Raw genomic sequence first — 12,925 nt, 5'->3', positions numbered from 1 at the left:
CGGGCCGGTGGTGCCGGCCGGCCCGGAACCGGGCTCAGTCCCGGTGGTGCCGGCCGGTGCGCAGCGTACGGGCGTCCTCGGCGTTGTCGTCCGAGGCGAGGCCGGCGACCCAGTCGACGTACTCCTCGTCCTGTGCGGCCAGGATCTCCGGGTCGCGGTCGGGTTCCACCACCTCGACGGTCCTGGCCCGGTTGCGCCGGAACAGGCCACGTCGGGACTTGGCCCGCCCGCCGGTCTCCTGCTCCTCGGAAGGCGCGGCGCCGGTGGGTGCGACCGGCTCCGCCGGCGCGGACCGGTCCGGCGTCGCGGCGGCGGCCGACCCGGCGTCCTCGGTCTTCGTGGCGTCCCCGGTGGACCCGGGCCCGGCGGCCTCGGCCGTGGCGGGGGTGGCCGGCCGGGTGGGGGCGAAGGCGTCCCAGTCGAGGCCCCGACCCAGGTCGGGCAGCGCCCGGTGCCGGGGGCGGGGCGTCGGGGTGCCCGGGTACGCCCCGGCCGGGGCGTCGTCCGCCGCGCCGCCGTCACCGTCGGTGCCGCCGCTCCCGGCGGCACCGGCCGTACGCGGGGTGACCGGCCAGTTCGTCGCGGGCGCGATCGGCCAGGCGGGCCGGACCGTGCCCGGCTGGTCCACCACGTCCTCGAAGATCGGGAACCGCGGCCGGGGCGACGCCGGTGGGTCGGCGCGGGGCGGCTCCGGGTCGAAGAAGAAGGTGCGCCCGGGCCGGCCGTCCGCGTCCGGTCCCGGCTCGGCGCCGACGGCGGGACCACCCGCGACGGGCACGTCCTCGGGGCGGTCGTCGGAGGCCGGGACGGCCGGCCCGGCCGGCACGTCCGAGACCGGTGCCGGGGACGCGCTGGCGCGTACCGGCTCGGTGCCGGCCCGGCCCTTGCGGGTCCGCCTGGGCCGGCCGCCCGGACGCGTTCCGGTCTCCGCCGGGTCCGGCACGGTCGCCGGCTCCCCGGCCGCCGGGAGTCGCGGTTCGTTCCGCTCGCCGGTGGCCGGCGGCTGCCCGACCGGCGGTACGCCCGCCGTCCGATCGCTCCGGTCGGCCGGCGAATCCGCCTCGGCGGGCGGTGTCGTGAGGGCCCCGGCCGGTTCCGGCCCGGCAGCCCGCGCGGTGGCCGGCTGTGCGGTGGCCCGGCGTGTGGTGGCCGGCTTCCGGCCGCTGGTCGGTCGCCGGGTAGCCGACTCCGGGACGGCCGGTGCGGCAGTGACCCGCTCCGGGTGGGCGGGCTCGGAGGCGGGTGGAGCGGCGTCGACCGTGGCCGGGTGGGTGGGCTCCGGAGCGGCGTCGACCGTGGCCGGGTGGGTGGGCTCCGGAGCGGCGTCGACCGTGGCCGGGCGGGTCGGCTCCGGAGCGGCGTCGACCGTGGCCGGACGGGTCGGCTCCGGAACGGCGTCGACCGTGTCCGGGCGGGTCGGCTCCGGAGCGGCCGGCGCGGCGGTGACCGGCTCCGAGCCGCCCTGCTCCAGGCCGGCCTGCGTGACACTGACCTGCTCCGGACGGGCTTGCTTCGGGCGGGCGTGCTCCGGGTCGGCCGGCTCCCTGGTGGCCGGGGCGGCCAGGTCCGGCGGCGGGGGCAGGTCGGCGGGGCGGTCCGCATCCGGCGCGGCGGGGGACTGGTCCGCCGTCTCGACCGAGCGGTGCGCGGAAGAGCGGCCGGCGGCCAGCACGTCGATCGCCGAGGTCCGCCGGCCCGACGGCAGGAGTCCCGGCCGCGGCAGCTCCGGTGACAGGTCGCGCCCGGCGGCCGACCCGTCCGGCTCGACACCGCCGGTGCCGGCCGGCTCCGGCGCAGCCGACCCGGCCCGCGTCGCCTCGTCCGGGAGGTACCCGCTCGGCTCGACCGTGACCCGCCCGGTCGGCTCGGCCATGAGCTGACTGCTCGGCTCGGTCCTGACCTGCCCGGTGGGCTCGGCCGTGACCTGCCCGGTGGGCTCGGCCGTGACCTGCCCCGTCGGCTCGTCCGGTGTGGCCCCGGCGAGGGCGTCGGGGCGGCCCGCACCGGCCGGGGTGAGACCGGCGGGCTCCGGCCAGTCCCAGTGCGCCGGGGTGCGCCGGCCGGCCGGATCGTCGAACCGGCCGGCCGCAGCGTCGGTGACGGCCACCGGCCGGGCGGCCGGGGTACCGGTGACCGGAACCCCGGCCGGGTCGGCGGCGTCGTCGGTGGCCGGCGCACCGGGGGTGGCCGGCACCGGAGGCAGCGGCTGGAGGATGTCGGTGGGCTCGATCGCGTCGGACCCGGCTCCGGCGGCGGGCCGGGGCAGCACCGTGGCGAGGGCCGAGCCGAGCGCCCCGGCGGCGACCGCGATCAGCGCGCCGTAGTAGGGGGCGAGCTGGTAGCGGTCGCTCGCGGCGCCGGGCCCGGCGGTCAGGTACGCGAAGGCCAGCAGCACCGGCCCGGCCACCCCGGACGCGCCGCCGACCAGCGGCGGGTGACCCCGGCGGCGGGCCAGCACCCCGGTCGCCGCGCCGGCCAGCAGGGCCAGCGCGGGCAGCACGATCATGGCCAGGCGTTGGGCCGTACCGGCGTCCACCCAGGACGGCTCGAAGACGCCGAGGCGTACGGTGAGCAGCGGCCCGGAGGAGGCGACCGTCGGCGTGACGGAGACCAGGGCGAGCAGCCAGCCGGCCGCGGCGGTCAGCGCGATGTTCCAGCCGAACGGCGACTTCAGCAGGACGGCGATCGAGGCGCCCGCCCCGACCAGCGCGCCGAGGATCGCGCAGATGCCGACCGCCCAGACCGGGTCGACCGTGCCGCCCAGCTCGGCGGCCCGGGCCGGCTGCATGCAGAGCGGCGCGACCACGGTCGCGCCCAGGGCGGCGACGCCGGCGACGGCGAGCTGCTCGCCGGCGGCGGCACCGAACCCGTCCCGGCGGGCGAGGCGTTCGGTGACCACGGCACCGGCCACGGCGGCGATCGCCGCGCACCAACCGACCCAGGCGAGCTGGGCGGGCCACCGGTTCACCGTGCCGTCGGCGAACGCGCCGCCGAGGCGTACGACGCCGAAGCCGTACGCGATGCCGAGCTGGCCGGCCCCGGCCAGCACGCTCACCCCGAGCGCCGTGAGCAGCACCCTGCCCCACGTCCGAAAGGCCATGTCGGGCACGTTACGGCCCGGTGCGCCCGATCGCCACCTTGCCACCGCGCGGCGCGGCGAGGTGTGCCGGCGTGGCTACTTCAGCTCGACCAGGCGGGCCAGGTACGTGGTGTCGCCGACGTTGGTCAGCATGTGCACCGCGCCCGGATCCCGGTAGACCACCCCACCGGTCGGCTCGTCGGCGTCGATGGTGGTGCCGTCGATCGTCTGCACCACGTTCTTCGCGCCCTGGATCGCCACCACCAGGTACGGGTGGTCGTGCCGGTGCAGCGGCTGCCGCTCGCCCGGCTCCAGCCGGATGTGCCAGACCCGCACCCGGTCGTTCTCGTGGACGATCTCCTGGCCGACCGGCCCGAGTTCGAGGTCGGTGGTGGCGTCGCTCATCGGGCTCCGTCCAGTTGGGGGAGCACTTCGGCGGCGATGAGCTCCAGGTGGTCGAGGTCGTCGAAGTCGATCAGGCGCAGGTGCACCCGGCCGGCGCCGATCGCGGCGAACTCGCCGAGCCGGTCGACGAGCTGCGCGGGGGAGCCGACCACCGGGTCCTCCGGTGGCAGGGCGCTCTTGACGTGCAGCGGGGCGGCCCGCCGCTGCGCCTCCGCGTCGGTGCGACCGATGGCGACCACCACGCCGGCGGAGAGCACCAGCGGGGCCCGGCCCGAGTCGGCCCGGCCGATCCGCTCGCTCACCTCACGTACCCGCCGGTAGGCGGCGGCGGTCTCGGTGACGCTCTTGAACGGCATGTTGAACTCGTCGGCGTACCGGGCGGCCAGCTCGGGGGTGCGTCTCGGGCCGCGCCCGCCGACGATCACCGGCGGGCCGGGGCGCTGCACCGGCTTGGGCAGCGCCGGGGCGTCGACGAGCTGGTGGTACTCGCCCTTGAAGGTGTACGTCTCGCCGGGCGGGGTGCGCCACAGCCCGGTGACGATCTCCAGCTGCTCGGCCAGCCGGTCGAAGCGTTCGCCGACGGCGGGGAACGGGATGCCGTACGCGGTGTGCTCGCGCTCGTACCAGCCGGCCCCGATGCCCAGCTCGACCCGGCCGCCGCTCATCTGGTCGACCTGGGCGACCATCACGGCCAGCGGGCCGGGCAGCCGGAAGGTGGCCGAGGTGACCAGGGTGCCGAGCCGGATCCGGGAGGTCTCCCGGGCCAGCGCGGCGAGCGTCAGCCAGGCGTCGGTGGGGCCGGGGAGTCCCGGCTCGTCGCCCATGGCGCGGTAGTGGTCGGCGCGGAAGAAGCCCTCGTAGCCGGTCTCCTCGACCCGCCGGGCGAACCGGAGCTGGTCGTCGTAGCTGGCCCCGCGGTGCGGCTCCGTGAAGACGGAAACCCGCATGGTCACCGTCCTCCCGTGCCGGCCCCGGCCGGCGCGTCCGTGCCGGCCGGCACGGGGGCGTCCCGCTCCATCAGCAGTTCGTGCAGCTCGGCGCTGATCCGGGCCACCTCGGCCAGGTGCTCGTGCCGGCCCAGGGTGCGCGGCCGGGGCACCTTCACCTCGACCACCTCGCGGATCCGCCCGGGACGCGGGCTGAGCACGACGACCCGGTCGGCGAGGAGCACCGCCTCGTCGATCGAGTGGGTGACGAAGACGATGGTCGCCCGGGTCTCCATGTGCACCCGCTGGAGTTCCCCGGAGAGCTCCTCCCGGGTGAGCGCGTCGAGCGCGGAGAAGGGCTCGTCCATCAGCATCACCCGGGGGTCGCCGATCAGCGACCGGCAGAGCGCGACCCGCTGCTGCATGCCGCCGGAGAGCTCGTGCGGCAGCCGCTTCTCGAACCCGCCGAGACCGGCCATCTCCAACAGCCGGCGGGCCCGGTCACGGTGCTTGCGCCGGCTCCAGCCGAAGATCTCGACCGGGAGCAGGACGTTGTCCAGCACCGAGCGCCAGGGCAGCAGGGCGGGCCGCTGGAACAGCATGGCGATGTCGCGGCGGGGCGCGGTGATCGGCGTGCCCGCGACGGTGATCTCGCCGCCGCTGGCCGGGAGCAGGCCGGCGATCATGCGGAGCAGCGTCGACTTGCCGCAGCCGGACCGGCCCAGGACGGCGACGAACTCGCCCTCGGCGACGTCGAGGTCGATGCCGCGCAGCGCCTCCACCCGGCCGGATCGGCCGTCGAAGATGCGGGACACCCCGGACAGTCGGATCATCTCGCCGCCGGCTCCCTTCCGCGTGCTGAAACGCGAGCCGGGCTAGCGTAGCGGGAGTCGCTCCTTATAGCACCGTCCGGGGTGGACGTCAGTCCACTTTCCGTCAGGCAACTTCGTTTCCGTTCCGCAACCCTACGCCCCGGCGTCGTCGCACTGAGCTTCTCGTACGCTGTTGCGCGCGAAGAGTCCCCTCTCGACGGTCCTGTCGGCTGCCCCCTCCTGCCGACACCGTCGGACCCACGACCCGTCCGGGCGAACATGCCCTGGTCGGAAAGGACATGGTGCACTGATGAGAAGGCTGACCCGCACGGTCGCCGCCGCCGCCCTGGCCGCTGCCCTCGCCCTGGTCTCCGGATGCAGCAGCGACTCGGACAAGTCCGCGGAGCCGAAGGCCGGCGGCGCGCTGGAGAAGGTGACCTACCTCACCTCCTTCGGCAACTTCGGCCGCGACTCCTACGCCTGGGTGGCGAAGGAGAAGGGCTTCTTCAAGGACGCCGGCTTCGACGTCGACATCAAGCCGGGCCAGGGCACCGGCAACGTCATCCAGACCGTCACCGGCGGCCAGGCCGACTTCGGCCCGATCGACCTGACCGGTGGCATCCTCCAGCTCGGCAACGGCCAGGCGAAGGACTTCGTCGCGGTGGCCGCGATCCAGCAGCGCACCATGGCCGCGATCGTCTCGGTGGACGGCAAGAACATCGCCACCCCGAAGGACCTCGAGGGCAAGAAGCTCGCCGACACCCCGACCTCCGTCGTGCGCAACCTCTTCCCCACGTACGCGAAGCTGGCCGGCATCGACGCCAGCAAGGTGACCTGGGTCAACGGTGAGCCGCAGAGCCTGATGGGCATGCTCGGCTCCGGCTCGGTGGACGGCATCGGCCAGTTCGTGGTCGGCCAGCCCACCGTCGCGGCGGTCACCAAGAAGACCCCGGTGGTGCTGCCGTACAGCAACGTGATGCAGGACCTCTACGGCAACGCGCTGATCACCTCCACCAAGATCGCCAAGGAGAAGCCGGAGATGGTGAAGAAGTTCACCGCCGCGCTGCTCAAGGGCCTGGAGTACTCGCTGGCCCACCCGGAGGAGGCCGCTCAGGCGCTCAAGAAGAACGTGCCCGCCGCGAACGAGCAGGCGTCCGCCGCGGAGCTCCAGCTGATGGCGGCGTACGTCCGCTCCAGCAACTCCGGCACCGCGCTGGGCACCCTCGACCAGGGCCGGGTGGCCAAGAGCATCGCGCTGCTCCAGGGCGCGGGCGCGCTCAAGCAGAACCTGACCCCCGACCAGATCATCGACTTCGACCTCGCGCCGAAGGCCTGACCGGTCGGCTCGGATCACGGGGGTGCGCCCGCCGGCAGTCCCGGTGGACGCACCCCCTTCCGCGTGCCGGCCCCCGGGCCGGTGAGAGAGGAGGACACTGTGGCGCAGTCGACCGACACCCCGGCCGGTACGCCCCCGGCGCCGGCCGTCCCGGGCCGGTTCGCCGTACGGCCCTCGACGGTGGTGCTGCCGACGCTCGGCCTGGTCATCGCGGTCGCCGCCTGGTGGCTGGCCACCTCCGGGCTGCACCTGGTGCACCCGGCGGCGCTTCCTCCGCCGCAGGCGGTGTGGCGGGGGCTGACCGGCAGCGCGGAGGTGCTGCTGCCGGCGCTGGGCATCACCACCTGGACGACCCTGCTCGGCTTCCTGCTCTCGGCGGTGGCCGGCGTGCTGATCGGCATGGCGCTGGCCGCCTCGCACCGGGTCGAGCGGATGTTCGCGCCGCTGCTGGTGGGGATCAACGCGGTCCCCAAGATCGCGTTCGGCCCGCTGCTGGTGGTGGCGGTCGGCTGGGGCCAGAAGCCGATCCTGACCATGGTCTTCCTGCTCTGCTTCTTCCCGATCGTGCTCTCCACCGCGACCGGGCTGACCACCACCCCGGCCGACCTGGCCGAGCTGGCCCGCTCGCTGAACGCGTCGTGGTGGCAGGCGTTCCGCAAGGTGCGCTTCCCGGCCGCGCTGCCGCAGATCTTCGTCGGGCTGAAGGTGGCGATGCCGCTGGCGGCGATCGGCGCGGTGATCGGCGAGTTCTACTCCGACAAGCCGGGCCTGGGCTACCAGATCCTCCAGTACAACGGGATCGGCGACACCGCCACGGCGTGGGCGGCCATCGTCCTGGTCGCCCTGATGAGCATCCTGCTCTACTCCGCCCTCACCCTGGTCGAACGCCTCGCCCTCCCCTGGGTCCGCGCCACCACCTCCGCCCGCTGACCGCGAGCGACGAGCGGTCGACCCGCTCGCCGTCACGGCGGACGGGTCGACCGACAAACCCGACGTGGACCGGGACCCGCACGCCCGGCAGACCGACAACCCGACGTCGACCGGGGACCCGCGAGATCACCCAAGGGGCGGACGGCGGCCGACCACGACGGTGTCGGCCCCGGCGCAACCGGCGGAGGGATCAAGCTTGACCGCCCGGAGCCGGTTGTGCCGGGGCCGACACCCCAGCGCAAGAGAGAACTCAGCCGGCGAGACGCCAGCGCCCACCCCGCGCCACCAACGTCGTCAGCGCCTGCGGCATCAGCCCCGAGTGGTTGTCCGGGGTCATCCGGATCGGCCCGGTGAGGCCGTCGAGCTGCGAGGTCTCCAGCACGTCCCGCAGCGCGTCCCGGCCGGCCTGGCCGGTCTTGTCACCGGCCCGCAGCTCGGCGTCGGTGATGAGCTGCACCGCGTCCGCCGCGAAGGACGAGAAGCCGTGGTAGCCGCCGTAGCGGGCGGTGTAGTCCTGGAACCACTGCCGTCGCGCGGCCTTGGCCGGGGTGGTGGCGATGACGTCGTCGATCACCATCGTCTGGGTGAAGATCAGGGTCGCCCGCTCCGCCGAGCCGGACGACGCCCCGAGGAAGAGGTCGCCGGCGGCCGAGGCGTCGAAGAAGAGCGAGCCGGTGAACTTGCTCTGCCGGGCCCGGGCGGTGGCGAGCGCCGCCTGCTCCGGGGGCGTCCAGAGGATGAGCGCCTCGGGCTTCTTGTCGAGCAGGGCGGAGACCTGGGTGCTGACGTCGGTGTCCGTGGTGCGGACCGCCTCCGCGCGGGTGAGCCGGATGCTGGTCTTCTCGAACTGGCTGCGCAGGGCGGTCAGGCCCTCCTGGCCGTAGTTGTCGGCGCTGTGCAGCACCGCGACCTTCTCGATCCGCCGTCGTTGCAGCTCGGCGGTGAGGGCCGCCGCGCTGTCGGCGGCGTTGGGGGCCAGCTTGAAGACGTATCGGCGCTCGGCGACCGGTTCGGTGATCGCGCCGGAGGACGCGAGCGCGATGGTCGGAATGCGCTTCTCGCCGATGGTGCGTACGGCACCGGTCGCGCATTCGTTGCAGCCGCCCATGATGATGGCGCTGACTTGGGAGTCAGCGCTGAAATCGTTGATGTTCCGCAGGGATTCGGCCGCGTCGGAGCGGTTGTCCTTCACCTTGAGTTTGATCTCCCGGCCGCCCAGTGCGCCGGAGGAGTTCAACTGCTCGACCTTCAGTTCCAGCGCCCGTTGGTACACCTTGCCGATCTGCGCGGAGGCGCCGGAGAGTTCGAGGTCGGCCGCGATCACGATGGGGCTGGTGTCCTGTTGCTCCCCGCCGAACTGGCAGCCGGTGAGGGTGGTGGCCAGCACGGCCGATGCGAGCGCCGCGATGCTCGCGGAGCGGATGGGGCTCAACTCAGTCCTCCAGGTGCGGCGCGGGTGTACCCCGATCACCGCCGCTCGTCCGTCCTCAGTGGAGGATCGGGATTGGTGTGCCGTACGGTGTGCGCGAAGCCTGCAAAACCTTGCCAATGCCGGGCCCCCGCGGTCAAGCGGGAGGGCCCGGACCTGTTTCGGGACAGCCGTCCCACATGTTGGCATCACGGAATGTTAATCGGCAATTACTGCGCAGATACGAGCGACCACTCTGGAGTCACATGCCCTGTTCAGGGGCTTGAGAAAATGAAGGAATTACTTGTCCGCTTCACGGGTTGAGTCACCGCCGACCGTTTCCTGCCTCACTGCGGCTTCCCAAACAGGATCTCGTCTGATGAAATCGCGGCCGTGCCGCGCGCGGCGCTGGCCGCACCAGGCACGGGTCGGCGGGTCATGCGTGGAAGAAACGACGGAGGCGATGTCGTGAGCACCGGACCTACGACCCTGCCCGAGAGCCCCGGCGCCGACCAGCGAAATCGGCGACGGCGGATGCCTCGGCTGCGTGACGCCCGGATCCGTTCGAAGCTCGCTCTCATCCTGGTCGTCCCGGTTGCCGCCGTCATCGCACTGGCAACTATCCGACTCGTGTCGGTCGGTGAGGGCGCGTACGACGCGACCCGGATCAGGTCGCTCACCGCGTTGTCGATCGACGTCTCGGCACTCGCCCAGGACCTGCACAAGGAGCGGATGGCGGCGGCGGCCTACCTGGCCGTGCCGAACCAGAAGCCGGACGACTACAACCTGCGGGTGCGGCGTACCGACGAGCGGATCGCGGCGTACCGGGAGGAGCGGGGACGGGTCGGCGAGGTGCCCGCGTCGGTGGCGGACCGGCTCAAGGTCATCGAGGACCACCTCGGCACACTGAACGGCACCCGCCAGGAGGTGCTGGACCGGCAGCAGATGCCGGTGGCCGAGGCGAGCCTGCGGTACGGCATCGTCCTCAGCGACCTCGTCGCGTACGGCGACACCCTCGCCCAGCAGCCCGGCGCCGAGAGCATCGCCGACGCCCGCCGGGCCGTGGCCGCGTTCTCCCATGCCAAGGCGGCGGTGGCCGAGGAGCAGGCGGTGGCGTTCACCGCCCTCGCCGGCGGCCAGCTCGACGAGGAGCAGTTCTCCTCCCTGGTCGCCACGCTGACCTCGCAGCAGGAGTCGCTGCTCTCCTTCTCCCGCGCGGCGGAGCCCTACCAGCGGTCCCTGGTGGACGGCACGGTCTCCGGTGACGCGGTGCAGCTCTCCGACCGGGTCGCCAACGACCTGTCCCGCTCGGTCGGCCAGGGCAACCCGCTGGTCACCCGGGACGAGGCCGCCGCCGCGATCGGCGCGGTCGACGACCTGATGCGGTGGGCCGAGCTCCAGCTCCAGGACCGGTTGCTCGCCGACGCGGACGCGGTCCGCACGGACGTGATCCGGCAGGCGGTGCTGGAGAGCCTGCTCGTACTGGTCACGCTGATCATCGCGGTGTCCCTGGCCGTGGTGCTGGCCCGCTCCCTCAACGACTCGCTGCGCCGGCTCCGTGAGGGCGCGCTGGCGGTGGCGAACCACGACCTGCCGGACGCGGTGGGTCGGCTCCAGAACGTCAACGCCATCGGCGACGGTGGGGTGGACGAGATCGTCCAGCAGGTGCGCGACCCGATCAAGCTGAGCAACCGCGACGAGGTCGGCCAGGTGGCCGCGGCCTTCAACGTGGTCCACCGGGAGGCGGTCCGGGTCGCCGCCGAGCAGGCCGCGCTGCGGACCAGCGTCTCCGCCATGTTCCTCAACCTGGCCCGGCGCTCGCAGAGCCTGGTCGACCGGATGATCGGTGAGCTGGACGCGATCGAGCGCGGCGAGGAGGACCCGAAGCGCCTCGCCCAGCTCTTCGAGCTGGACCACCTGGCCACCCGGATGCGCCGCAACGACGAGAACCTGCTGGTGCTGGCCGGCGCCGACTCGGCCGTGCCGCGCCGCGAGGACGCGCTCCTGGTCGACGTGCTGCGGGCCGCCCAGTCCGAGGTGGAGCTCTACAACCGGATCGAGTTCGGCACCGTCGACACCGACATCTCGGTGGCCGCGCACGCCGTCAACGACGTGGTGCGGCTGGTCGCCGAGCTGCTCGACAACGCCACCCGGTTCTCGCCGCCGAACACCACGGTGGTCGCCGACGGCCGGCGCATCCGCGACTACGTGCTGATCCAGGTCGAGGACCGGGGTCTGGGCCTGAGCGACGAGCAGCTCGACTCGCTGAACCGCCGGCTGGCCGCCCCGCCGACCGTGGACGTGGCGGCCTTCCGGCTGATGGGTCTGGCCGTGGTCAGCCGGCTCGCCTCCCGCTACGGGATCCGGGTGGAGCTGCGGCGCAACGTCGAGGGCGGCACGGTGGCCCAGGTGACCCTGCCGAACTCCGCGGTGGTGCTGCCGGCCAACCGGGGCCAGGCCCCGCTGACCCGGTCGCGCCAGCCGCTCGCCGTCGAGCCGTCCCCGCTGAGCCAGGTCGGCTCGGCTGCCGACCCGCTGGTCGGGGCGGGGCGCGGCGGCACCGCGACCCTCACCGACCAGTGGCGCAGCGCCGCGCCGTCGACCCGCTGGCCGGCCGACGCCGAGGTCCGGGACACCGGTCCGGCGGTGCAGGTCGGTGGCCCGGCGGCCGCGCTGCCCGGCGTACCGGCCGCCCCGATGGCCGCCCCGGTCGCGTCCGCCCCGCCCGCCCCGACCGTGCCCGTCTCCGGCGCCGGCGCCGGCTACTCGGCCGGTACGCCGACCGTCGCGTACCCCGCGCTGGACCCGTTGCCGAAGCGGACGCCGGGTGTGGAGGCGGCCGCGACCGCCGCGCCGGCCGCCCCGGTGGCGCCGGCGGCCGTCCCGGCCCCGCCGGCCTACCCGGCCGCGCCGGCGTACCAGTCGGCCACCGTGAACCCGCCGGCCACGCCGGTGGTGTCCCGGCCGGAGCTGCCGGCGGAGGCGCCGATATTCCGCGAGATGGAGGCGGTCTGGTTCCGCTCGCACGGCGAGGACGAGACCACGATCTTCGCCCGGCCGCAGTTCGACCAGGCGCCGCCCCCGGCCGCGGCGACCCGGCCGTCCGTCCCGGCCCGGCCGGTCGCTCCGGCGCAGCCGGCCGCCGCCGCGCCGCCGGCCCCGGCCACCCGGCCACCGCTGCCGACCCGTACCCCCGGGGCCCAGGCCGCGGGGGTGACCACGCCACCGCCGTACACCCCGCCGGCCGCGACCCCGGCGGTCGCGACTCCGGAGGCCGCGCCGCCGCCGCCCGCGGCGAGCGCGGACGCCTGGCGGACGGCGGCCGACGAGGGCTGGTCCCGGGCCACCCAGGCCGCCGAGCCCGCCACCGGCGGCACCACCCGTTCCGGGCTGCCGAAGCGGGTCCCGCAGGCCCAGCTGGTGCCCGGTGGCATCGAGCCCAAGGGCGGCCGGGCCAGCACCCGGCGGACGCCGGACGAAGTACGCGGCCTGCTGTCGGCCTACCACCGCGGAGTGCAGCGGGGACGGACGGCCGGCGCGGACCTGAACAGCACCTCGACCAAGGAGACGAACCGATGAACAGGCCAGCGGCCATGCAGGACATGGGTTGGCTGCTCACCAACTTCGCCGACAGCGTGGCGGGCATCGCCCACGTGGTGGCGGTGTCCGCGGACGGGCTGCTGCTCGCCTCCTCCCGGGACCTGCCCACCGACCGGGCCGACCAGCTCGCCGCGATCACCTCCGGCGTGGTGAGCCTGACCGAGGGTGCCGCCCGGATGTTCAGCGCCGGTGGTGTGCTCCAGACCGTGATCGAGATGGACAGCGGATACCTGTTCCTCATGTCGATCAGTGACGGCTCGTCGATGGCGGTGCTCGCCGCCCGCAGCTGCGACGTCGGCCAGGTGGGCTACGAGATGGCCCTGCTGGTGGAGCGGGTCGGTCAGGCCCTGTCCCCGCTGCCGAGGGACGCCGTCCGGTCCTGACCGGACGTGGACGTGACCGGGTGATCCGGAGCCGGCCCGGCTCCGT

The 12,925-nt window shown here is 74.4% G+C and carries 9 protein-coding genes; 4 read left to right on the top strand and 5 right to left on the bottom strand.

Annotated elements, in window-relative coordinates; genetic code table 11:
- Positions 1-34 precede the first annotated feature (34 nt).
- The 4 genes from GA0070611_RS18890 to GA0070611_RS18875 all read right to left on the bottom strand — a co-directional run bounded on the left by GA0070611_RS18890 (position 35) and on the right by GA0070611_RS18875 (position 5,243).
- Positions 35-3,100, bottom strand: coding sequence for a hypothetical protein (locus GA0070611_RS18890; RefSeq protein ID WP_157740349.1), 3,066 nt, complete (start codon positions 3,098-3,100; stop codon positions 35-37).
- Positions 3,101-3,175: 75 nt separating this feature from the next.
- Positions 3,176-3,484 carry a cupin domain-containing protein gene (locus tag GA0070611_RS18885; RefSeq protein WP_091666146.1) on the bottom strand — a complete coding sequence of 103 codons (309 nt, stop codon included), beginning with the start codon at positions 3,482-3,484 and terminating at the stop codon, positions 3,176-3,178.
- Entirely contained in the window at positions 3,481-4,431 is a 951-nt protein-coding gene (locus tag GA0070611_RS18880; RefSeq protein ID WP_091666143.1) for an LLM class F420-dependent oxidoreductase, read from the bottom strand. The genes GA0070611_RS18885 and GA0070611_RS18880 overlap by 4 nt, the downstream gene beginning before the upstream one ends.
- Before the next feature lie 2 nt (positions 4,432-4,433).
- On the bottom strand, positions 4,434-5,243 hold the full coding sequence (locus tag GA0070611_RS18875; protein ID WP_091666141.1) for an ABC transporter ATP-binding protein: 810 nt from the start codon (positions 5,241-5,243) through the stop codon (positions 4,434-4,436).
- Positions 5,244-5,532: 289 nt separating this feature from the next.
- Between GA0070611_RS18875 and GA0070611_RS18870 the strand changes: the two genes are divergently transcribed.
- Positions 5,533-6,558, top strand: a complete 1,026-nt coding sequence (locus tag GA0070611_RS18870; protein ID WP_091666139.1) for an ABC transporter substrate-binding protein — start codon at positions 5,533-5,535, stop codon at positions 6,556-6,558.
- Positions 6,559-6,657: 99 nt separating this feature from the next.
- A complete protein-coding gene (locus GA0070611_RS18865) occupies positions 6,658-7,488 on the top strand; it encodes an ABC transporter permease (RefSeq protein ID WP_091666137.1) in 831 nt (276 codons plus the stop codon).
- Positions 7,489-7,738: 250 nt separating this feature from the next.
- Here the strand turns inward: GA0070611_RS18865 and GA0070611_RS18860 are convergent, their stop codons facing one another.
- Positions 7,739-8,920 (bottom strand): ABC transporter substrate-binding protein, encoded by a 1,182-nt coding sequence (locus GA0070611_RS18860; protein WP_091666134.1) that lies wholly within the window; start codon positions 8,918-8,920, stop codon positions 7,739-7,741.
- A gap of 444 nt (positions 8,921-9,364) precedes the next feature.
- Between GA0070611_RS18860 and GA0070611_RS18855 the strand changes: the two genes are divergently transcribed.
- Together GA0070611_RS18855 and GA0070611_RS18850 are read left to right on the top strand one after the other, a co-directional pair.
- A complete protein-coding gene (locus GA0070611_RS18855; RefSeq protein ID WP_091666132.1) occupies positions 9,365-12,475 on the top strand; it encodes a sensor histidine kinase in 3,111 nt (1,036 codons plus the stop codon).
- A complete protein-coding gene (locus tag GA0070611_RS18850) occupies positions 12,472-12,879 on the top strand; it encodes a roadblock/LC7 domain-containing protein (RefSeq protein WP_091666130.1) in 408 nt (135 codons plus the stop codon). The genes GA0070611_RS18855 and GA0070611_RS18850 overlap by 4 nt, the downstream gene beginning before the upstream one ends.
- Positions 12,880-12,925 lie beyond the last annotated feature (46 nt).

Origin of the sequence: Micromonospora auratinigra (assembly GCF_900089595.1) — a bacterium.
GTDB lineage: Bacteria > Actinomycetota > Actinomycetes > Mycobacteriales > Micromonosporaceae > Micromonospora > Micromonospora auratinigra.
The sequence above is the reverse complement of the archived record's forward strand: the minus strand, read 5'-3'. Positions and strand labels throughout refer to the sequence as shown.